Annotated in this window: 23 protein-coding genes; 2 read left to right on the top strand and 21 right to left on the bottom strand. The window is 56.0% G+C overall.

Annotation, left to right across the window (positions count from 1 at the left end; all coding sequences use genetic code 11):
- Window positions 1–20: 20 nt before the first annotated feature.
- Entirely contained in the window at window positions 21–737 is a 717-nt protein-coding gene (ctrA, locus tag GS632_RS05180) for a response regulator transcription factor CtrA (RefSeq protein ID WP_171234310.1), read from the bottom strand.
- An 85-nt stretch (window positions 738–822) separates the two neighbouring features.
- Window positions 823–1,116 carry a DUF1153 domain-containing protein gene (locus GS632_RS05185; protein WP_171234311.1) on the bottom strand — a complete coding sequence of 98 codons (294 nt, stop codon included), beginning with the start codon at window positions 1,114–1,116 and terminating at the stop codon, window positions 823–825.
- Window positions 1,117–1,246: 130 nt separating this feature from the next.
- Here GS632_RS05185 and mnmA point away from each other — a divergent pair, with 130 nt between their 5' ends.
- Both mnmA and GS632_RS05195 read left to right on the top strand, forming a co-directional pair.
- Window positions 1,247–2,392, top strand: coding sequence for a tRNA 2-thiouridine(34) synthase MnmA (gene mnmA / locus GS632_RS05190; protein ID WP_171237606.1), 1,146 nt, complete (start codon window positions 1,247–1,249; stop codon window positions 2,390–2,392).
- Between the two features lie 167 nt (window positions 2,393–2,559).
- Entirely contained in the window at window positions 2,560–3,519 is a 960-nt protein-coding gene (locus tag GS632_RS05195) for a hypothetical protein (RefSeq protein ID WP_171721430.1), read from the top strand.
- On the opposite strand, the gene GS632_RS05200 is transcribed toward GS632_RS05195, so the two are convergent.
- The 19 genes from GS632_RS05200 to GS632_RS05290 form a co-directional block, all read right to left on the bottom strand.
- On the bottom strand, window positions 3,516–4,061 hold the full coding sequence (locus GS632_RS05200) for a carboxymuconolactone decarboxylase family protein (RefSeq protein ID WP_171173922.1): 546 nt from the start codon (window positions 4,059–4,061) through the stop codon (window positions 3,516–3,518). The two genes, GS632_RS05195 and GS632_RS05200, sit on opposite strands and share 4 nt — an antisense overlap.
- A 97-nt stretch (window positions 4,062–4,158) precedes the next feature.
- Complete coding sequence (locus GS632_RS05205; protein ID WP_171721431.1) at window positions 4,159–4,734, bottom strand: hypothetical protein; 576 nt, start codon at window positions 4,732–4,734, stop codon at window positions 4,159–4,161.
- Window positions 4,727–5,893 (bottom strand): lipid-A-disaccharide synthase, encoded by a 1,167-nt coding sequence (gene lpxB / locus GS632_RS05210; RefSeq protein ID WP_171721432.1) that lies wholly within the window; start codon window positions 5,891–5,893, stop codon window positions 4,727–4,729. Before lpxB ends, GS632_RS05205 begins: the two co-directional genes overlap by 8 nt.
- Window positions 5,893–6,687: an LpxI family protein gene (locus tag GS632_RS05215; RefSeq protein ID WP_171237609.1), complete on the bottom strand. Its 795-nt coding sequence runs from the start codon at window positions 6,685–6,687 to the stop codon at window positions 5,893–5,895. The genes lpxB and GS632_RS05215 overlap by 1 nt, the downstream gene beginning before the upstream one ends.
- A gap of 4 nt (window positions 6,688–6,691) precedes the next feature.
- The gene (lpxA, locus tag GS632_RS05220) at window positions 6,692–7,477 is read right to left on the bottom strand and encodes an acyl-ACP--UDP-N-acetylglucosamine O-acyltransferase (protein ID WP_171173915.1); all 786 of its coding nucleotides are present in this window, start codon (window positions 7,475–7,477) and stop codon (window positions 6,692–6,694) included.
- On the bottom strand, window positions 7,474–7,947 hold the full coding sequence (gene fabZ, locus GS632_RS05225; protein WP_050602398.1) for a 3-hydroxyacyl-ACP dehydratase FabZ: 474 nt from the start codon (window positions 7,945–7,947) through the stop codon (window positions 7,474–7,476). Before fabZ ends, lpxA begins: the two co-directional genes overlap by 4 nt.
- 72 nt (window positions 7,948–8,019) lie before the next feature.
- Entirely contained in the window at window positions 8,020–8,583 is a 564-nt protein-coding gene (locus GS632_RS05230) for an OmpH family outer membrane protein (protein WP_253284429.1), read from the bottom strand.
- A 21-nt stretch (window positions 8,584–8,604) separates the two neighbouring features.
- Entirely contained in the window at window positions 8,605–10,965 is a 2,361-nt protein-coding gene (gene bamA / locus GS632_RS05235) for an outer membrane protein assembly factor BamA (RefSeq protein WP_171173911.1), read from the bottom strand.
- A 127-nt stretch (window positions 10,966–11,092) separates the two neighbouring features.
- On the bottom strand, window positions 11,093–11,236 hold the full coding sequence (locus GS632_RS05240; RefSeq protein WP_171173909.1) for a hypothetical protein: 144 nt from the start codon (window positions 11,234–11,236) through the stop codon (window positions 11,093–11,095).
- 79 nt (window positions 11,237–11,315) lie between these two features.
- Window positions 11,316–12,668, bottom strand: coding sequence for an RIP metalloprotease RseP (gene rseP, locus GS632_RS05245; RefSeq protein WP_171237612.1), 1,353 nt, complete (start codon window positions 12,666–12,668; stop codon window positions 11,316–11,318).
- A 4-nt stretch (window positions 12,669–12,672) separates the two neighbouring features.
- Window positions 12,673–13,845 (bottom strand): 1-deoxy-D-xylulose-5-phosphate reductoisomerase, encoded by a 1,173-nt coding sequence (gene dxr, locus GS632_RS05250; protein ID WP_171721433.1) that lies wholly within the window; start codon window positions 13,843–13,845, stop codon window positions 12,673–12,675.
- Complete coding sequence (locus GS632_RS05255; protein ID WP_171237614.1) at window positions 13,845–14,627, bottom strand: phosphatidate cytidylyltransferase; 783 nt, start codon at window positions 14,625–14,627, stop codon at window positions 13,845–13,847. Before GS632_RS05255 ends, dxr begins: the two co-directional genes overlap by 1 nt.
- Window positions 14,624–15,355: an isoprenyl transferase gene (locus tag GS632_RS05260; RefSeq protein WP_171173900.1), complete on the bottom strand. Its 732-nt coding sequence runs from the start codon at window positions 15,353–15,355 to the stop codon at window positions 14,624–14,626. Before GS632_RS05260 ends, GS632_RS05255 begins: the two co-directional genes overlap by 4 nt.
- 9 nt (window positions 15,356–15,364) lie before the next feature.
- Window positions 15,365–15,928: a ribosome recycling factor gene (gene frr / locus GS632_RS05265; protein ID WP_171173898.1), complete on the bottom strand. Its 564-nt coding sequence runs from the start codon at window positions 15,926–15,928 to the stop codon at window positions 15,365–15,367.
- A gap of 182 nt (window positions 15,929–16,110) precedes the next feature.
- A complete protein-coding gene (gene acuI / locus GS632_RS05270) occupies window positions 16,111–17,106 on the bottom strand; it encodes an acryloyl-CoA reductase (protein WP_171721434.1) in 996 nt (331 codons plus the stop codon).
- A gap of 105 nt (window positions 17,107–17,211) precedes the next feature.
- Window positions 17,212–18,315 (bottom strand): dimethylsulfoniopropionate demethylase, encoded by a 1,104-nt coding sequence (locus GS632_RS05275; RefSeq protein ID WP_171237616.1) that lies wholly within the window; start codon window positions 18,313–18,315, stop codon window positions 17,212–17,214.
- Complete coding sequence (locus tag GS632_RS05280) at window positions 18,316–18,843, bottom strand: DinB family protein (protein ID WP_171237617.1); 528 nt, start codon at window positions 18,841–18,843, stop codon at window positions 18,316–18,318.
- Window positions 18,843–19,547 (bottom strand): DUF1326 domain-containing protein, encoded by a 705-nt coding sequence (locus tag GS632_RS05285; protein WP_171173889.1) that lies wholly within the window; start codon window positions 19,545–19,547, stop codon window positions 18,843–18,845. The genes GS632_RS05280 and GS632_RS05285 overlap by 1 nt, the downstream gene beginning before the upstream one ends.
- A gap of 4 nt (window positions 19,548–19,551) precedes the next feature.
- Window positions 19,552–20,316 (bottom strand): DUF2182 domain-containing protein, encoded by a 765-nt coding sequence (locus GS632_RS05290; protein WP_171176165.1) that lies wholly within the window; start codon window positions 20,314–20,316, stop codon window positions 19,552–19,554.
- Between the last annotated feature and the right edge of the window lie 72 nt (window positions 20,317–20,388).

A 20,388-nucleotide genomic window follows, 5' to 3' on the forward strand; every position in this document is an offset into this window, starting at 1 on the left:
AGCGGCACGGGTGGTTCCAATCAGAGACCGACAGCCATCCGCGTCTCGTCGAGAGTATTGCTTTGCGGATCGCGCAGCACATAGCCGCGCCCCCAGACGGTTTCGATATAATTCTCGCCGCCGGTCGCATTGCTGAGCTTTTTGCGCAGTTTGCAGATGAACACGTCGATGATCTTCAGTTCAGGTTCATCCATGCCGCCATAGAGGTGATTCAGGAACATCTCTTTGGTAAGGGTCGTGCCCTTACGCAAGCTAAGCAGTTCAAGCATTTGATATTCCTTGCCGGTCAGATGAACAGTCTTTCCGTCCACCTCAACGGTTTTGGCATCCAGGTTTACCGCAACCCGACCGGTGTGAATGATGGACTGCGAATGCCCCTTCGACCGGCGGATAATGGCGTGAATACGCGCTACCAGTTCTTCGCGGTGGAAGGGTTTGGTCAGGTAATCATCCGCTCCAAAACCAAAGCCTTTGATCTTGCTTTCAGTGTCATCGGCCCCTGACAGAATCAGAATCGGTGTCTCAACCCGTGCGATACGTAACTGGCGCAGCACCTCGTGCCCGTTCATGTCCGGCAAGTTCAGATCCAGCAAAATTAGATCGTAATCATAGAGTTTCGCCAGATCGATTCCTTCCTCGCCAAGATCCGTTGCATAGACGTTGAGGTTTGCATGCGTCAGCATGAGCTCAATGCTTTTAGACGTGGTCGGATCATCCTCGACAAGAAGTACGCGCATTTTTTACTGCTCCAATTCGGTCAACAATTCCAATTAAAAATAAACCTGAACAAGAATGGTTAATCTGACGTTACCGTTGAATCAGTTATTCACACTCTCCCTTAGGTTGTCGATATTTTTTTAGGGCTGTGGCTTTCAGTGCTTCGGCACCATGTTCCGCAACAAGAGACACCCAGCCATTGAACTCCTCATCACTGATCCCGTAATTTTTCTTGGCATCAGACAAGCTGATCAGGCCGTAAAGCACGCCACGCACAACCAAAATCTTGCGTGAGGCCACCCAACGCCGTGTATCAGAAGGTGGCAGATCAGCGCGTGTCAGAATGGTACCGTCAGGCAATGTCACAGACCGAGGGCCTTCCACTTTGTGCAAAAACATCTTTCAACCCTTTTCTTACTGCATCACAGCTGACATCAGGCTACTTAAGAGCGCGTGAAACCGCCCCTTGAGAATGTTTAGAATTTTCTTATATTCCGGCGGTCTTCCTTAACCCGAAACGGAACTGATCATGGCCCTCGATACCGAGACCCCGCTGAACTCGCTTGGTTTTGCAAAGCCGCCTTCGGAAACGCGGGTGGTCGTTGCGATGTCGGGTGGCGTCGACAGCTCGGTTGTGGCGGCCTATCTAGCGGATCAGGGCTATGACGTTGTGGGGGTTACGTTGCAGCTTTATGACCACGGAGCGGCGCTGGCCAAGAAAGGCGCGTGTTGCGCTGGGATCGATATCCACGACGCGCGTCGTGTGGCCGAAGAACGTGGTTTTCCGCATTACGTTCTGGATTATGAGAACATCTTCAAAGATGCTGTGATCGACGAATTCGCCGACAGCTATCTGGCGGGAGCTACCCCTGTGCCCTGCATTCGCTGCAATGAACGGGTGAAGTTCAAGGATTTGCTGGAAACCGCCAAAGATCTTGAGGCCGACTGCATGGCCACCGGCCACTATATCCAACGCAAGATGGGTCCCAACGGACCCGAGTTGCACAGCGCCGAGGATGCGAACCGCGATCAATCTTATTTCCTGTTTTCGACCACACCGGAACAGTTGGATTTCCTGCGTTTTCCTCTGGGCCACCTGCCATCCAAGGACGCAACGCGTGAAATGGCGGCGCAATACGGGTTGTCCGTTGCGGATAAACCCGACAGTCAGGACATTTGCTTTGTGCCAAATGGCAACTATGCCAGCGTGATCGAAAAGCTGCGTCCCGGTGCGGCAGAGCCGGGCGAGATCGTTCACGCGGATGGCCGCGTTCTGGCGCAACATGATGGCGTGCTTCACTACACGATCGGTCAACGGCGCGGTCTTGGCATCGGCGGCCTGACTGAGCCGCTTTATGTCATCAAACTGGACGTCGACAAGAAACAGGTCGTTGTCGGCCCCAAGGAGATGCTGGCCACCCGTGTCGTTCCGGTACGCGAGATCAACTGGCTCGGCGATGAACCTTTCACCTCGCGCGACGAATGGCATCTGTCAGTCAAAGTCCGCTCGACCCGTCCCCCGCGTGAGGCGATTGTTAGGCCCCTGTCCGACACCACAGCCGAGGTCGAACTGCTGACACCCGAGGAAGGTATTTCACCGGGTCAGGCATGTGTGTTTTATGCAGGTGAAGGCAGCCGCATTTTTGGCGGCGGCTGGATCTGGCGTGGATACTGAACAAGTTATTGAAATAGCAGATCGCACAGGATATTTCGGTTTCAAAGTAATACCTTAACCGGAATACACAATGCTTAGACTCTACCGTTTTCTTATTTTGTTCCTGGCTATTCCAGCAATATCGCTGGCTGAGAATGCAGAAGAATGGACCCTGAAAGCGCTGCTTGATGAAGCAGACGGCTGGCAGGCAAGAATACAATGGCGCGATTTCTATGTCAGCCTACGCCTTGAGGACGACCGGGATACACGGTGGTGGTTCAGGTTGGACCACCCGGAGCCGGTCGGCATTGATTCAAACCAACCCGGGGCTACAGTTCGGCGCCGGGCTGTTTGGGTCCGAACCTGCGAACGCTTACGATCATGATTTTTTGAATAAACTTGCAGACAGCGACATGCTCGACCAGGCCAATCCCGAGGCTATTGCCAGCTTTGATCGACTTGCTTTTTTTGATGAATACGACACCGAAATACTGACCATCCCTGCAAGCGTCTGCGGTGGATGCGCTCGACCTGACGCCTACACCGGAGCCGTCACGATCAGGGTTCCGTTGAGCGATGAGCAGATCCAAATCCTGCGTCACTCGACATATGCAAAATTTTATTACTACAAAGTGAAATCCAAGTTGGAATGGGATGGAGGAAAGACCAGCTTCACTGTTGATCTCGTCGAAGAAGATGGCGATCTGCCTGATGCGATCGACCATCTTTTGCGGATCGCGGACGATCCCAGCCAAGCACCGGAAAAAGATCAACGAGGTTTCTTCGACTCACTGGACGATCAGTATGACGACACTCCGGATGCCACCCCCATCACTGCGGCCAATGGCGTTGCTCATCCTCCAGAAGACGGAATTTATACCCTTCACCCCGGCACATTTGCCTCATGCGAAACTTCGGATTGGGTATCGCATTTTCAGTCTTCAATCGAACTGCAACTCGGTGCCGACGGGCAAAAGGATCGCCATTCAAAGCTTGCTGAACTGGCGACAGCAAATGAATGCAATATCCTGACGACCTATGACCAGATCACCGTGTCCGCCATCGACCATGATGGGGACAGCGTGGCCATTGCGTCTGGAACATTGGAAGGTTGGGTTTTCAGGGAAATCCTTGCAACCGCGAATTAGGCTGAGACCGGTTCGACCTCTGCTTCGATCTGGATCTGAAGGGCATCGTTGAAGCGGTTGAACGCTCCACAAAGGGCGATGCGCCAGGTCAGCTCAACGATCTGCGCATCACTGAACCACTCCCGCAGGTCCGATACTTCGGCGTCCCGCATCCGACCGGATCGTGTTGTCACGGCCTCTGCATAGCGCACCACGGCTTTGTCACAAGCGTCCAGTTCTGGATGATCCTCAACGTCCGGCAGACGCGCAGCACCCTCGGGACTTAGGCCCGCGACGGTCAGCATCGGTGTATGATGTGAAACACAATAGTCGCAGGCGTTTAGCTTGGATACCGTCACCATCGCCAGTTCAAGCGCGCGCTGGGGCAGATTCTGTTGTTCGCGCAATGTGGTCAGCATTCCCGTCACATGTTCCAGAATCGAAGGGCAATAGGCCGCAACACGAGCCCAATTATCGAACGGCCCATATGCGCCCAAAGCCGAATGAGACGCGCGTGCCTCTTCGGTCATTTCTTGATCCGACAATGGGGGAATGCGGGTCATAGCAAAGCTCCTTTTTCGACGAGGATATCGCAGCCCCGTGTCGGTGCACCACCCGGATAAGGATCACATATGCGATATACGGCGTATCCTCTCTCTGTCACATAACATCCGTGGGCGAATTAAAGAGAATATAGAGACCAACACAGACCATGATGTACGGCGCGATCCGATCCAGACGTGCGACGCGAGGGCCGAGGCTTTTGGCGCGGGGCGCACCCCACGTCGCAACGGCGACCAGACCGGTGGCAGCCACTACTACGCCAACCAGCGCAGCAATGCGAAAAGTGGGCGCAGAGTCCGCCAGCAGAGGGGTCATGACCGCGAAACTGTCAATCGAAAGACTTAGGAAAAGCGTCACTACCGAAGTCACGGCCGCATTGGAATCCGTGTCCTGCGCTTCGGCGTCACGATACTGTTTCCAGATACCGCGGAAACCAAAAACCAGGGGCACGATGCCCAGATACCCGATCCAGAACGGGACACCGCTTTGGTTCAGACCAAGCGCGACGGTCATCGCCAGGGTCAGAACAAGGGTTTGAGCAACCGCAAAGCCAATGATGGCGCGGCGCTGTTCCATCACCAAAATCAGACCCAACAAGACGGCCAAATTGTCGAGATTGGTGGATACCATCGCGATCCCGGCAGACACCGCGAACAGCGCATGGTCAAGCATAATCGACCTGCATTCTATCCAACACAGCCCGCGCGGCACGCAAACCGGGGGCTTCGCCACTTCGGCCCAATCGGTCCATGGTCAGACCCATGGCAAGCTGCTGCGCATCCGGGGCGTTGATCACATTGCGCAAGGCGTCGGCGATCTTTGCTGGTTCGCAGTCATCCAGCAGACATTCCGGCACAGCGCGCGTATCTGACACCAGATTAACCAGAGTTACGGTGTCCAGTTTGACCATCCGTTCGGCCATCTTCTGTGTCAGCCAGTTGAGTTTGTAGGCAATGACCATCGGCGTATTCTGCGCAGCAAGCTCAAGTGACACGGTTCCCGACGCCGCAAGCGCCAAACTGGCCGCGCCAAACGCGGAACGCTTATAGGCAAGCGTTTGATCCGCGCCTTCATAGCGCGGGTCCAACACTACCGGGTCTCCGGGCCAGCCCGCGACCCGCTCTTTAACAAGCTCGGTTGTCGCGCCAACGGTGGGGATCACCACGCGGTAGCCCGGATGAGCCTCGATAAACAGCCGCAATGCACCGCCAAAGGACTCTGCCAGCCGTTCAATCTCGCCCCGACGTGATCCGGGCAAGGCCAACAAGATCGGCGCATCCCCCAGATCAAAGCGGTTCCGAAACGCGGCGATCTCTTCCGGCGTGGCAACAGGCTCGCTGGCCACGGGGTGACCGACAAAATCGCACTCCATCCCTGCCCGTTCCATATACGGCGGCTCAAAAGGAAGCAGCGCCAGCACATGGTCAATAACCTTGGCCATCTTATCGGCCCGCCCCGGCCGCCAGGCCCAGACACTAGGGGCGACATAGTGAACTGTGCGGATGTTGCTTGCGGCCTTTACAATCTTGGCAACACGCAGGCTGAAATCCGGACTGTCGATGGTGATCAACACATCCGGTTTCGTATCCAGCACGGCCTGCGCGGTCTCGGAGATTCGGCGCTTGAGGTGAAAGAACTTCGGCAGAACTTCGACAAGGCCCATGACTGAAAGCTCGGACATGGGAAACCGGCTGGTCAGACCCTGCGCCTCCATCAGCGGGCCACCGACCCCGTCAAATTCCACATCGGGGATCAGAGTTTTCAAGCCTGCCATCAACGCGCCACCCAGCCGGTCGCCCGAAGGTTCTCCGGCGACCAGAAAGACACGCATCAGGCCGCCCGCTCGCGGATGTATAGGAACAGACCCAGACGGTTACATTCTGCGATGACCTGCTCTTGCCGCAGTACAAGCACGCCGCCTTTTTCCAATACGATTCCAGACAACCCGGCCGCAACCGCATCGGTGACGGTATCGGGTCCGATGGCCGGTAGATCGGCGCGCCGGTCCTGACCGGGTTTGGGCCCTTTGAACAGTATTCCTCCGCCCGCATCTGGTCGTTGGGTCAAAGATTTCAGCATCCAAGCGGTGCCGAATATCCCTTCAATCGCCAGGGCCTGGCCATTTAACACAGCGCAGGCTTGCCCTGTATCTGCGGCCCCCATGGCACGCAGAATACCTGAAGCACGGACCGCATCAGCCATGTCGGCCTCGGAGGGTTGCGCATCCGTCTGACAGCCCAATGGAGGAAGCAACCCGGGCGCAATTTCGTGTGCGGCCCGCATTTGCAGCCCTGCATCTTCAAGAATCCCGATGACCGCACGCAACGCGCCGTCATCTCCGGACATGATTGCCTTTTGGATCACCGGAACCAATGGTAGCGTCGCGGCGTCAATGCGGCTTGGGTCGATAGGCGGGCGCTGAACCGCACCGGCCAGACAAATCTGCGTCACGCCCCGCGCCTTCAGATCGGCGATGAAGCTACCCAGCTGTTCCAGCGGAAACACAATATCCGCCGTCAAATCGTCAGGTAGAAACCCTTCCATTGCGCAGATCAAAGGTCGTTCGGTCAACTGTGCCACCACTTCGGTCGGCAATGCCCCTGTTCCCGCAATCAACGCCAGCATGGGTTTATTTCCCCGGTGTCAGGAATGAGCGATCACTGTGGCCGGTGACAAAATCGACGATCCGCTGCACGTAATCGCTTTCATTGCCTTCGCCGATCCGGCTGGCGCGGTCCATAAAGGTTCCATCGCCTTCGGACAGTTCCTTGAAGGCCGCGCGCAGCGCCGAGATATCCTCGCGCGAAACACCCTTGCGTTTCAGACCTACAAGGTTCAAGCCGTCCAGCTCACCACGTGAGGCCTGCACCAGACCGTAGGGAATAACGTCCTTGGGCACCATGGTCAGCGCACCAATGATTGCTCCGCGCCCGACGCGCACCCATTGATGCAGCCCTGAAATGCCGCCGACAATCACATCGTCTTCCACGATACAGTGACCAGCTGCCCCTGCGTGGTTGACCATGATGACGCGGTTGCCGATCTGCACGTCGTGGGCCACGTGAACGCCTGCCATCAACAGACAATCATCCCCGATGCGCGTGACGCCGCCGCCACCGTCGGTGCCGGTGTTAATCGTCACATGTTCCCGAATCCGGTTACGTTGACCGATTTCCAGGCGGGTGTTTTCGCCACCGAACTTCAGATCCTGCGGGATTTCACCAATCACCGAGAAATTGAAAATGACGGTGTCTTCGCCAACCGATGTATCTCCGGTCACAACCACATGAGATTTAAGCTCGACCCGATCCGCCAGTTTGACCTGCGCGCCGACATAGCAGAATGGACCAATCGTACAGCCCTGCCCGATCTGAGCGCCCTCTTCAACAATTGCGCTGGGATGGATTCCACTCATGTTGTTTTTTCCATATCCCAATCAACATAGGCCGAAAACTCGGCCTCGGCTGCTACTTCTCCTTCAACCGTGGCCCGACCGCTGAATTTGAACAGCTTGCCGCCTTTTTTACCGCGCACTGTTTCCACATGCATTTCCAGAACGTCACCTGGCACTACCTTGCGGCGAAACTTGCACTTGTCGATGCTCATGAAATAGATCAGCAATTCAGTATCGATGACATCCATGCCAACACCCAGCATCACACCCGCAGTCTGAGCCATGGCTTCGACGATTGTGACGCCCGGCATGATCGGTGTGCCGGGGAAATGCCCCTGAAAGTGCGGCTCGTTCATAGTCACGTTCTTGATGCCGCGCGCCGACTGATAGCCCGAGATGTCCACCACCTTGTCGACCAGCAAAAACGGATAGCGATGTGGCAAGATCCTCTGGATCAGCTGAATGTCGGCGCTTTTGGTTTCCGTGGTCATTGATCAGATATCCCGTTTTGGATGTTTCTTTTCCGCGTGGTTAGCAATACAGCAACCCAAGGGCAAGCAACCCTATTCGCCGTTGCCCTCTTGGAGGGAACTGCCATCCCCGATTGCAGCGTCGATACGGGCGATGGCTGCGTCAGTGATGTCGGTGGTGCTGACGACCACATTGGATCGTTCGATCATTACGCTGGCTCCAAATTCGCGCAGCAAGTCTACAAGGATGGGGCGGACGATCTCGAAAAAGGTCTGTTGCGCTTCTTCACTGCGCCGCGCCAAGGCATCCAGCTTTGCGCGCTGGCCTTCGCGATGAGACTGAACCTTGGTGTCAAAAGCCTCGGCCAATGGGCGGAATTCCTCAGCCGGCAAGGTCGCGCGCTGTTCCGTCAGTTCTTTTTCTTCCTGGCTGAGCTCAACCACAATCCGTTCGTTTTCCTCCGCAAGCAGGGCACTTTCTTTTTCGACCTCTCGCCGCACACGCTGACCGAAGGCCGACTTGGAAAACAGTTCTTCGCTGGACAAGGTAACGACACTGGCTTGCGGTACGCCGAGTTGTTGTGCCGAAACCAACGGTGCGGTCAAAACAACCGACAAAAGACACAGGGCCCCGAAAGGGCCCAGTGCTGTTTTCATTATCTTATTCAACATGTCTGATCAGAACCGAGCCTGAATCGTAAAGTCAAAGTTCTGTTCTTTGTCGAAGCTCTCTTTTTTCAGAGCCTGCGAGAAGTTGAACCGCAACGGTCCGAACGGAGTGTCCCAGAGAACAGCGATGCCAATCACGTGGCGGATCGAGCCGTTTGCGCCGACGATATTCGCACCGGCGGTGTTGACGTTGTCGATGTCATAGAGGTTACCGACGTCGTAAAAGACACCACCGCGCAGACCCAATTCTTCGGGCAGGCCAAGCGGGAAATCGCTTTCAAAGCGTGCAACCCAGTAATAGTTACCACCGATGGCGTCATCCTGACCGTTGGACAGATCCCGTGGGCCAAGACCTGCAGGCTCGAATCCGCGGAACGTATTGGGCCCCAGCACAAAGCGGTCAATCGTACGGCTGAAATCGTTCCCCCGCCAGTGCAGCGCACCCAGCTCCATCGACGCCCGCAGCACGACCTCTTCGTTCCAAACGCGGGTTTGTGCGATGCCGCGTGCGGTGGTTTTGAAGTATTTGTTGTCGCCACCAAGACCCGCAGCATCAACGCCAACCTCGAACAGAACGCCGGAATTCGGGTCCAAACCACCGCGACGGCTGTCATACACGTAAGACACACCCAAAGAGCTGGACGTTCGCTTACCCTGAGCGATTTCCGACGAAATAACCGCACCGTTCACTTCGTTGTCCTGCTGGGTCATTTCACTGCGATCCCAACCATAGCGCAACCGCAGCGACGACAGTTCCCCGATGGCATAGGTCAGTTGTGGGGTGAAGAACAGCGAGCTGGTATCATAGCTGGCAAAGCCCGAGTTTGTTCCCGACAGCCCCAGCCCCAAGTCAAAACGCAGCTTACGGCCCAGCAGATACGGCTCTGTAAAGCTGATCGAATACTGCTCGGAGTCCTGGGCGGTCGAAATCGTCAGACCTAGGTTCTGACCACGACCCAGGAAGTTGGATTCATTCAGACCAATCGCGATCCCGAAACCGTCCGTTACCGAGTAGCTACCACCAAGACTAAGCGAGCCTGTGGGTTGTTCTTCTACATCCACATCCAAGATCACCTGGCTGGGCGAAGACCCTTCGCGCGGCTCGACATCTGCGGTGGCGAAGAAACCCAGAGCATTGATCCGCTCAGCCGCCTGACGAATTTCGCGCGGGTTGAATGGGTCACCCTCGACCGTGTCAAACTGACGGCGGATGACGCGGTCCAGCGTGGTGGTGTTGCCTTCAATGTCAATCCGTTCAACAAATATGCGCGGACCTTTTGTCAGGACAAACTCCACATCCAGTGTCAGGTCGCGATCATTGCGGGTGATGCGCGGCTCGACCCGCAGGAAGTCCACGCCCTTCTTGACGCCCAAACGTTCTTGCCGGGCAATCGAGTTTTCAATCAGCGTGGGCGTATAAGTCACACCAGGTTTGATCTTCAGCGCATCTTGATATTCTGCGGCGTTGACGCCGGGGATTTCACTGACCGTAGTGATCTTGCCGAACGAGAACTTTTGCCCTTCTGTGACGTTCATAACCAGAAAGAACGCATCCCGTTCACGCGTGAATTCGACATTGGCGCTGTTCACCCGGAAATCGACGTAGCCACGCGACAGGTAGAAATCGCGAATGACCTGTTTGTCGAACTCGATGCGGTCACCAATAAACGTATCGTTACGGAAGAAGGTCCGAAGGAACGTTGCTTGCTTGGTCTCGAGAACCCGGCGCAAACGGCGGTCCGAGAATGCCCGGTTGCCAACAAAGCTGACACGCTCAACTTCGATGGTTGTGCCTTCCGCGACTTCAAAAACCAGATCGACCCGGTTGTCACTGCGGCGGATGATCCGTGGAATGACCGTTGCGGCAACCCTGCCCTGCGCTGAGTAAACTTCGGCAATCAAATCCGCGTCTGCTTCTGCCACCTGAGGGGTAAAGACTCGGCGCGGTTCGGATTGGATGACGTCCAACAAAACGTCATCTTTAACCCGAGCGTTTCCTTCGATGCTGATCTGGTTGATCGTGGGGTATTCCTGAACTTCGATCACCAGAGTAGTGCCACGCGGCGTCAGTTCGACTGTTTCAAATACACCACTGTCAAGCAATCGCTGATAGGCATCATTAATCTGTCCGGCGGTGACTGTTTGGCCCGGTTCGATTCCGGTTCGGGCAATAATTGTGCCGGTTTCGATCCGACGGTTGCCCTCAACCTGGAAGGAGTTGATCGTGAAGTTTTGCGCCTGCGCCGCGTTCGGAAAAGCCGTCAAACTCGCTGCAACAAAAAGGAAAAGAACCGTTAGCGCCTGCCACAAAATATTGTTTGTCGGCATTTGCCCCCCGCAGGATGTGCCCGCGTTTCGCCTGTCAGTCATTTTGTGCTCTACCCAGAATTTTAGAACTTTATTGCTGAGTAACGGGATTAAATGAGCTTGTCAAAAGGCGAAATAGAAGCATTCCACCACGAGGGTGGACCAGAAGCTGCCAGCATTTCGGTAAGAATCAGAATCCCGCCAGATAGATCCCGGCCAGATAAGCTGCACCTGCCAGCGCCAGCGCTGTCATCGCAAAGCTCAACAACACGTCACGGTTCAGCATGAAAAGCAGGCTGAACCCCTGGTACGATTTTTTAAGCGCTTTGGTCATGGTGATACCCTTTCGACGCAAAGAGCATAGTCCCGAAATAAGGCAGGAATGCGGCCCAAATTGGCGCCTAACGCCACAATCAGCAGAACAGATCGTTGCTAACCGAAAACAGCATCAGAGTCAGGATAATAGTGATGCCCAGTCCCATGAGAATTCTCAATGCGCCGTCGCTGGGTGGTTTACCTGCGACGGCTTCGTAGGCGTAGAAAACCAAGTGGCCGCCATCCAGTGCAGGAATCGGGAACAGGTTCAACAAACCAACGGCTGTCGACAGCACTGCGATAAAGAAGATAAAGTTCTGCGCGCCCTGGCTGGCCATCGCACCCGAGGTTTCGGCGATCCCGATTGGCCCGGAAATGTTGCAGGTGCTGATCGCGCCCGTCACCATGTGCCACATACCGGACAAAGACCCTTCGATGATCCGACCTGTTTGAATGACACCGCCGCTCAGTGAATCCACAAGACCGGCGGGTTCCGTAGCAGGTTCTAGCATCATTCCACCGATGATGCCGATCCGCCAATGGGTGACAAACCCACCTTCCGGTTGAGGCTCGTCCGTGCGTCGAGGCGCAAGTGCAAACTCCAGATCGGATCCGTCTCGCCATACGTTCAAAAGTAGAACGCGGCCATCCGAGCTTTCGACAAAGTCCTTCAATTGATCAAAGGCAAAGATCGGCTCGCCATTCACGGCAGTGATAACATCGCCCTGCTCAAGCTGGATATCCATTGCGGCGCTGCGCGGGGCGACCTGCCGGATAAGTGGTGGGAACATCCAAGGCGCCTGAACGTCCAGCGTTTCGCCGTCTCGGATTACTGTATAATCCAGAACTGGTTGCACCGGCAGTGCATCGATGAAATCCTGCCATGCCCCTTCTTCATCATAGTCCGGCGTAGTGATGCCCGAGATCGCGATGATCACATCACCTTCACGCAGCTCTTGCACCGTCCCTGGCAGAGGTTGCAATGAACCCACGGTCAACGGTTCGCGCGAAACACCCTGCGACCAGAAAATCATGCCAAAAACCAGAATGGACATCGCAAAGTTAAATGCCGGGCCTGCCGCCACTGTAGCAGCCCGCGCCCATAAGGGGGCTCCATGCATGGTGCGCCGCAACTCTTCGGGGCTTTGAGTGGCGATTTCGCCCATCGCCTCTTCATCTTTGCCTGACGCTGCGTTGGCATCACCCAGGAACTTTACGTATCCGCCAAACGGCAACAATGCGATCTGCCAGCGGGTGCCACGCTTGTCTACGCGGCTCCAAAGTACAGGGCCAAACCCGATCGAGAACACCTCGGCATGGATACCAGACCAGCGCCCCACAATGTAGTGGCCGTATTCATGCACGGCCACGATAACGGACAACGCGATGACAAAAGCCACAATCGTCCAAAGAAGATTGCCAAATTGAGGTATCAGCGAAAGTACGTCCAAAATTCTATCCTGCTCGTTCCACCACGGTGTCATCGACCCATTGACGTGCCAAATGGTCCGTTTGATGCACGTTATCAAGGGTCATCGGGGCATCAATAAGGCCGTCTGATGCGTCAAATCGGTCAAGAACGGCGGCCACGGCATCTGCCATATCCAGAAATGAGATCCGGCGCGCAATAAAATGATCCAGCGCTCGTTCCTTGGCTGCATTGAACACCGCCCCCGCCAGACCACCGCGCTCCATTACATCCCACGCCAGTTTCAAAGCCGGGTATCGCTTCAGATCAGGCGCTTTGAAGTTCAATTGTCCGACCTTCGCCAGGTCAAGCCGATCCACTGGAAGATCGCGTCGTTCTGGCCAATGCAAGGCATAGCCGATGGCATGGCGCATATCCGGTGCTCCCATATGGGCCATCACAGCCCCATCGCGGTACCCGACCATTGCATGTACGATGGATTCAGGGTGCACCAAAACCTCGATCTGCGCAGGCGAAACAGAGAAGAATTCCCTTGTTTCAATCACTTCTAAGGCTTTATTGAACATCGAAGCACTGTCGATTGTAATGCGCTGTCCCATGTCCCAGTTCGGATGGCTGGACGCTTGTTCAACGGTGGCATTGACCAAATCTTCCATCGGCCAGTCCCGGAATGCTCCACCGCTGGCCGTAATGATCACGCGCTCAACGGCAGTGATGTCTTCTCCGACCAAAGCTTGAAAAACGGCTGAATGCTCGCTGTCGACCGGCAGCAGTCGCGCATCATGAGCCTTGGCCGTCTCCATGACCAGAGACCCTGCGCAGACCAGCGTTTCTTTGTTGGCCAGCGCCAGCGTTGAACCTTGTTTCAGCGCCTCAATCCCCGGCGCAAGCCCTGCTGAGCCCACAATGGCTGACATGATCCAATCCGCTGGGCGCGTTGCAGCCTCGGCAATGGCGTTTGCGCCAGCCGCTGCTTCGACCTCGCTGCCAGTAAGCGCGGCGCGCAGATCGTCCAACTTGTCTTCATGTGCCGTCACCGCCAGATCGGCCCCTAAACGGCGCGCGTCATTGGCCAGTTTCTGAATATTCGCCCCACCTGTCAGAGCCACGACATCATAGTCGCTTGGCGCGCGTGAGATCAGATCGATCGTGTTTTGCCCAATCGATCCTGTGGCCCCAAAAATAGAAACCCTGCGCATTACATCCCACCCGGCGCGTAAAACAGCCCAGCTATAAGGACAAACAAGGCAGCGCCCATCATGCCGTCAAAGCGATCCAGAAAGCCGCCATGGCCTGGGATCAGGTTTGAACTGTCCTTGACCCCAAACTTTCGTTTGACTGCACTTTCGATAATATCACCAGCTTGACTGGCCATTGAAGCCAATATCGAAACAACAACAAACGCGAATCCGAAACCGGCATGGGCCGCAAAGGCCACCCCGACGCAGGCGGCGGCAGCCCATCCACCCAATGTTCCCGACCATGTTTTCTTAGGGCTAACTTTGGGCCAGAACTTAGGTCCGCCGATCATTTTTCCAACAAAGTACCCTGCGACATCCGTGGCGACGACCACGGCAATCAGCCAAACCATCCAACTAAAGCCAAAATTCTCGCGGACCGAGATGAACCCCAACCCGGCGCCGACAATCCAGACAGCAAACAGCCCATAAAGGATCTTGGATCGGCTCACCTGCCCCATTCCCACCAAGGCGGGCGCGACAATGACAGGTAATGTGTACAGAGGTGGCAGATGGTAACTCAGCAAAACCGCAGCGCTTGTCAGGACGCCAAGCTGAATGGCCGTACCCTGGCTTTTTGGATCGATCATCCGAACCAGTTCCCAGGTCATCAAACCGCAAGCTGCAGCGATAAAAGTTTCAAACCAAACACCGCCCAGCCACACCTCGACCGCGCCCACCATAACCAGCACGACTGCAGAAAGAACCCGTGCTGTCAGGTCAGACCATCGGCCTTCGCTCATGCCAGCACCGCTCCGAACCGGCGCTCTCTCGAGCCATAGTTGCGGCATAGCGCTTCCAGTTCGGCGGCCGTAAAGTCCGGCCACAAAGTATCGATAAACTCGTATTCCGAATAGGCCGACTGCCACAAAAGAAAGTTTGAAATACGCGCTTCGCCACTGGTGCGAATAACAAGGTCCGGATCAGGAAGAACACGCGTATCCAGATACTTAGGAAGAGTTTCTTCGTCCACCTCTTCAGGCTTCAATCGCCCCTCGGCAACATCACGCGCCAACCGTTTGGTGGCGCGCGCCACCTCATCACGGCCACCGTAGTTCAACGCCACCGTCAAATGCACGAGGTCGTTGTCCTTGGTTTCCTGTTCCAAAGCATCCATCAAATCGGTCAGCTTCGAATCCAACCGGACGCGATCACCGATGAACCGAACGCGGATTCCGTTGTCCGCAAGTGTCCGGGTTTCTTTGATGATGTAGCGACGAAACAGGCTCATCAGACCTGCAACCTCAACCTGCGTCCGCTTCCAGTTCTCGGTCGAAAAGGCGAAAACAGTCAGATACTTGATCCCAAGGCCAGGACAGGCCTCAACCACCTCTCGCACACGCCGCGCGCCCGCATGATGACCATACAGTCTGGGGCGGCCACGCGCCTGTGCCCAACGACCATTGCCGTCCATGATGATAGCCACGTGGCGTGGGCCGGAAACCGGATCGATTTGGGGATCTTTGGGCATCAGTCCAGCTCAGACCTGCATGATTTCAGCTTGCTTGGTCTCAAGCGCAACATCAACGGCCTTGATCATTTCATCCGTCAAATCCTGAACTTCGCTTTCCCAAAGCTTCTGGTCATCTTCCGACATTCCATCCGCCTTGGCTTTTTTGATCTGGTCCATACCGTCGCGGCGCACATTGCGGATCGAAACTCGCGCGCTTTCCGCATATTGCCCGGCAACTTTACCCAGCTCGCGGCGGCGTTCTTCATTTAGCTCGGGAATCGGCAACATGATGATGGTGCCGTTCAGCTGAGGATTGATGCCAAGTCCGCTTTCTCGAATGGCTTTTTCCACCTTTCCCACCAGTGACTTGTCCCAGACATTTACAGTCACCATACGCGGTTCGGGCACGTTCACTGTGCCCACTTGGTTGATCGGCGTCATCGAGCCATACGCGTCAACCATGATAGGTTCCAGCATGGAAGCCGATGCGCGCCCCGTGCGCAGCGAGGCAAATTCGGTTTTCAGATTGGCCATGGCGCCATCCATGCGGCGCTTGAGATCGTCGGTGTCCAGTTCGAAGTCGTCAGACATGCTGCTCACTCCCCGTATTCAGGTACTCTTTCGATGGGTCTTACGCCATCGCAAATGGGATGTATAGCAATCATGATCGGGAATTGTATCAATGGCCAGAGGCGCTGCGACCATTTTGTACCAAACCTGCGACCTCAGACCTGGTCGGAATAATCCGTCCAGGTCTGCTGGAAAGCTCGAACCTAAGCGTTTACATCCACTACGACGCGACCCTTGACCTGTCCTTTCAGGATATCGGCCCCCAGCTGAGGTAAATCTGACAACACAGCGGGTTGGATCATCGCGTCCAACTTGTCCATCGGCAGATCCGTGGCGATCCGTTTCCAGGCGCGCAGCCGATTGTCAAAGGGCTGCATTACACTGTCGATGCCCAACAGGTTCACCCCACGCAGCAAGAATGGAATCACTGTCGCCGGCAATCCAGCCCCGCCAGCCAAACCAACTGCCGCAACGGAACAGCCGTATTTCATCTGACCCAGAACACGCGCCAACATATCGCCACCCACTGCATCCACACAGCCACCCCAGGTTTCACTTTCCAGCGGGCGTTTGGTGGTCTCATTTAGGTCTTCGCGCGGCACAATGGTCGTCGCGCCCAAGGATTTCAGATAGTCCCCGGTTTCGGGCCGCCCGGTTACTGCGGCGACCTCATATCCCAGCTTGCCCAGAATTGCCGTGGCCACCGATCCAACACCACCTGCAGCGCCTGTCACCAGAACCGGTCCCCGATCCGGGGTCAGTCCATGATCCTCCAGCGCCATCACCGCAAGCATCGCCGTAAACCCGGCGGTACCCACAGCCATGGCCTGCCGCGTGTCCAACCCGTCCGGGAGCGGAACCAACCAATCGGCCCGCGCATTGGCTTTCTGAGAATAACCGCCCCAATGCGCCTCACCCACGCGCCAACCGGTTAGAACGACCTTGTCCCCTGGCTTGTAGCGATCATCTGACGAAGCCTCTACCGTACCGGCATAGTCAATGCCCGGAACGTGCGGGTAGGACCGGACCAGCCCGCCGCCTTTAGCAGACAGGCAGAGCCCGTCCTTGTAGTTGACCGTCGAATACTCGACAGCAACGGTGACTTCACCATGCGGCAAATCATCTTCAGACAATTGCTTGACCGATGGGCTCGCCAAACCGCTTTCTTCGTCCTTCTCCATCACAAGAGCATTGAACATATCTCAATTCCTTTCGTGTTTCTGCGCCCGGACCAGTTCTTCACCTGGCCCAAAATACCTCGGGGGAGTCGCGCAGCGACGGGGGCAGCGCCCCCAACCCCCGTGTCAAATCCAGAAATGTGACTGCACGGTTGCGTGACGCATCCCGTCCGGTGTCTCAACATCCAGTTCCGTTCCCGCGTCCCAATGGCTCAATCGCACCATGCCAATGGCTACGTTGGTCTTGAAGTCAGGGGACCAGGTCGCCGAAGTCACCTGCCCGACCCATTTTCCATCCGCGTAGAGACCCCAGGGCCTATCGCAGCCCGGCACAGGATCGCCCGCGATGGCAATAGGCCGGATTTGCTGAATGGGCCCCTCTTTGGCCACACGCAGCAATGCATCGCGGCCAATGCAGCCGATTGCGGTATGCGTGTTGCAGAACTTGCCCAAGCCACACTCGTGCGGAGTGTTATCATCCGTCATGTCATTGCCATAGGACAGCAAGCCACCCTCGATCCGTTCGATCAGGTTTGGACAGCCGGCACGCACCTCAAGGTCTTCTCCTGAAGCGAATAAAGCGTTCCAGAGGGGCATACCAATGTCGCTGCCCTCAACATAAATCTCGAATCCGCCCTGTTTGGAATAACCCGAGCGCGCCACGGCCAAATCGCGTCCCTCAAACTCGAACATGTCAAACTTGAAAAACCGGATATCCCGCACGCGGTCGCCAAATACGCGGGCCATGAGTTCGTCCGCCTTGGGGCCCTGAACAGCAAGCGGCGACACATCCGGCTCGTCCACGAGAACATCCAGACGGTATCCCACAGCGATCCCTTTGACCCAAAGCAACAGGTCACTGTCCGCAATCGAAATCCACCAACGATCTTCGGACAGCTTCACAGCCACCGGGTCGTTTAGCATTCCACCTGTTTCATCGACGATCGGCACATAGAAACACTGCCCCGGCAACATCCCACGCAAATCGCGCGGAGTGAGCATCTGCATCAGGCGTGCGGCATCCGGCCCGCGTAGTTCGACCTGTCGCTCACACGAGACGTCCCACACCTGCACATGGGTCTTCAAATGCCGATAGTCGGCCTCAACGCTTTCGAAAACAGTAGGCAATAACATACGGTTATATACCGTATATCCTTTGACCCCAGCAGCTTCGACCCCATCCGAGAATGGCGTGCGCCTCAAACGGCGCGAAGGAGATATTTGCGGCATTCAATCCTCCTGCGGCATGAAGACAAGATCACTGACCGGCGCTTCAGATCCCGCCTCAGTCAGCATCTTGTGCACTTGTCCCCGGTGGTGGGTTTGATGATTGAACATGTGGATGACGCACCGCGCATAGGGCAAAGTAATGTCAGCCTCCTTCGCGGCTGAATACCACGTGAACGGACCCGTCAGAGGTTCGTCGCCCAAGCTGTCAGCCCATCGGATGATGCGGGCATCAATCTTTTCTCGCAAGGGCAGCCATACAGACAGGTCGGGGCACAGATACACACTTTCATGAATACCGCCGCCCGCGCGGTGAATGTTGCTTTCTGGCCCGTCCCCCTTGTCAAAGCGGGACATCCAGATCCAGTCCCCCCAGAGCAGATGGTTGGCGGTACCTAGGATCGAACCAAAAAACGCTCCGCGTTCAAGGATCAGCTCCTCGTGACTCAAAGCTTGCATAAACTCCGACAACTGCTTGTTTTGCCAATGATTATACTGCGCCATCTCACGTGCATAAGCGCCGGTGATCATTACTTAGGCCCATGCCAGTCAATCGGACAAATCTCGGCTGACTTACCGCCAAAATCCCAAACCCGGCCGTAATCACGCACTTTCGACTTCGTGCCCCGCGCCACGATAATATCAGGGCCCATCCAGTATTTCGAGTTCGAAACCATGACGGGATGCTCTGGGTCTTTACCGCCCAGCATCTCAATCTCGCCCTGTATCTTTCGGCCAATCATGATGCGGCGCTTGGTGCCGTCGCGTTCGATCTGAACGGGCGCGCGCTCGGCCCCGATGATCTCACTCACCAGCATGGTGAACAGCCCGGTGGTTCCGCCCGCCTGCCCGCTGAAGATTTGCAGCAACCCGTTATACGCCTTGCCACTGGCACGTTCGTCTACATAAGCCGCCACTTTCCACTGGCCTTCGCCCATCCGGCCCGGGATATCGACCAACAGACCGACCTTCAGCCCAGAAAGATCTTCGCCCTCATAGTGCCCTTCATCGATGATGACGCCCATCCAAGCATGGCAATGGCCCTCGGTCGGAGGATGCGCACCCAACGACACAACACAGGGGCAGAATACATCGCACGAGCAGTTCAGGATCAATTCGCCCTTGATCGACCATTCCGTTGGGCTCATTTCGCGCCGTTTCGGGTTTGGCATCCGGCTGTCAATCCGCTGACTGATGGGCAACCGATCGGCTTCTGGTTTTCTGTTTTTTGCCATTGGCTTAACCTCCGTAGCTAATTGGATAGACGAGCAGGACGAGACCGCCCGTAATTAATACAAACCCCATGGGCCGCGTGATCGCGTGCCCGATTTGGGGGAGTTTCTCCAAAACCATGAACAGTGTCGCGAGACCCATCCACAACAAGCTCATGACACCGCCCACAAATCCCAGCGCCATAAAACCCCAGCAGCAGCCGACGCAAAACGCGCCCAGGCTCAAACCCATGCGGACCCCGCCCGCGAAGCCGGTTTTCCAATGGCCCAGAAAATAGGTCATCGGGGCATGACAAACGCCGTGGCAGACCTCTTTCGCGCGGGTGAACTGAAAGGCCCCCACTGCAATCATCAATCCGCCCGCAATCCAGCCGGACTTGGCGATGCCCAGCATATCGACCGCACCGCCAAACAGCAAAGCCAGCTGAATCCCGGCGATCAGAGCCGCAAACCCAACCCACACGATCGAGTACCCCGCCAGAACACCCAGCCAACCCGCACGGCTGCCATTGGCGCTGCGGATCAGGTCGTCATAGCTGCGCAGGGTTGGTACAAGCGTGGGCAGCATCATAGCCGCCATCATGATCGCCCACATTGAAAACAGCGGCCCAAACTCGGCCATGGGCATATACATGTCCATGCGCGGATCCATGGCCGCCATGGCCTGCCCCATGGGTCCGGGGCGACCGATCAGATCAAGGTCCATGTCCCGGCTCATCGAGAACATGACCCACCACGCCCACAGGATCAGAACATAAAAGCCCAGCCACATTCCGCTGCGCAGCCAAGTACGACTCACTTCAGCCTCCCGACTCAACTCCCTTGCTTTTCAAATGTCAGACTT

Source organism: Ruegeria sp. HKCCD7296, from assembly GCF_013110775.1.
GTDB lineage: Bacteria > Pseudomonadota > Alphaproteobacteria > Rhodobacterales > Rhodobacteraceae > Ruegeria.

What these genes read in the sequence shown, in the direction of transcription:
- ctrA (WP_171234310.1), bottom strand. Translation starts at nt 737, where the DNA reads ATGCGCGTACTTCTTGTCGAGGATGATCCGACCACGTCTAAAAGCATT.
- GS632_RS05185 (WP_171234311.1), bottom strand. Translation starts at nt 1,116, where the DNA reads ATGTTTTTGCACAAAGTGGAAGGCCCTCGGTCTGTGACATTGCCTGAC.
- mnmA (WP_171237606.1), top strand. Translation starts at nt 1,247, where the DNA reads ATGGCCCTCGATACCGAGACCCCGCTGAACTCGCTTGGTTTTGCAAAG.
- GS632_RS05195 (WP_171721430.1), top strand. Translation starts at nt 2,560, where the DNA reads ATGAAGCAGACGGCTGGCAGGCAAGAATACAATGGCGCGATTTCTATG.
- GS632_RS05200 (WP_171173922.1), bottom strand. Translation starts at nt 4,061, where the DNA reads ATGACCCGCATTCCCCCATTGTCGGATCAAGAAATGACCGAAGAGGCA.
- GS632_RS05205 (WP_171721431.1), bottom strand. Translation starts at nt 4,734, where the DNA reads ATGCTTGACCATGCGCTGTTCGCGGTGTCTGCCGGGATCGCGATGGTA.
- lpxB (WP_171721432.1), bottom strand. Translation starts at nt 5,893, where the DNA reads ATGCGTGTCTTTCTGGTCGCCGGAGAACCTTCGGGCGACCGGCTGGGT.
- GS632_RS05215 (WP_171237609.1), bottom strand. Translation starts at nt 6,687, where the DNA reads ATGCTGGCGTTGATTGCGGGAACAGGGGCATTGCCGACCGAAGTGGTG.
- lpxA (WP_171173915.1), bottom strand. Translation starts at nt 7,477, where the DNA reads ATGAGTGGAATCCATCCCAGCGCAATTGTTGAAGAGGGCGCTCAGATC.
- fabZ (WP_050602398.1), bottom strand. Translation starts at nt 7,947, where the DNA reads ATGACCACGGAAACCAAAAGCGCCGACATTCAGCTGATCCAGAGGATC.
- GS632_RS05230 (WP_253284429.1), bottom strand. Translation starts at nt 8,583, where the DNA reads ATGAAAACAGCACTGGGCCCTTTCGGGGCCCTGTGTCTTTTGTCGGTT.
- bamA (WP_171173911.1), bottom strand. Translation starts at nt 10,965, where the DNA reads ATGACTGACAGGCGAAACGCGGGCACATCCTGCGGGGGGCAAATGCCG.
- GS632_RS05240 (WP_171173909.1), bottom strand. Translation starts at nt 11,236, where the DNA reads ATGACCAAAGCGCTTAAAAAATCGTACCAGGGGTTCAGCCTGCTTTTC.
- dxr (WP_171721433.1), bottom strand. Translation starts at nt 13,845, where the DNA reads ATGCGCAGGGTTTCTATTTTTGGGGCCACAGGATCGATTGGGCAAAAC.
- GS632_RS05255 (WP_171237614.1), bottom strand. Translation starts at nt 14,627, where the DNA reads ATGAGCGAAGGCCGATGGTCTGACCTGACAGCACGGGTTCTTTCTGCA.
- GS632_RS05260 (WP_171173900.1), bottom strand. Translation starts at nt 15,355, where the DNA reads ATGCCCAAAGATCCCCAAATCGATCCGGTTTCCGGCCCACGCCACGTG.
- frr (WP_171173898.1), bottom strand. Translation starts at nt 15,928, where the DNA reads ATGTCTGACGACTTCGAACTGGACACCGACGATCTCAAGCGCCGCATG.
- acuI (WP_171721434.1), bottom strand. Translation starts at nt 17,106, where the DNA reads ATGTTCAATGCTCTTGTGATGGAGAAGGACGAAGAAAGCGGTTTGGCG.
- GS632_RS05275 (WP_171237616.1), bottom strand. Translation starts at nt 18,315, where the DNA reads ATGCCGCAAATATCTCCTTCGCGCCGTTTGAGGCGCACGCCATTCTCG.
- GS632_RS05280 (WP_171237617.1), bottom strand. Translation starts at nt 18,843, where the DNA reads ATGATCACCGGCGCTTATGCACGTGAGATGGCGCAGTATAATCATTGG.
- GS632_RS05285 (WP_171173889.1), bottom strand. Translation starts at nt 19,547, where the DNA reads ATGGCAAAAAACAGAAAACCAGAAGCCGATCGGTTGCCCATCAGTCAG.
- GS632_RS05290 (WP_171176165.1), bottom strand. Translation starts at nt 20,316, where the DNA reads ATGTGGCTGGGCTTTTATGTTCTGATCCTGTGGGCGTGGTGGGTCATG.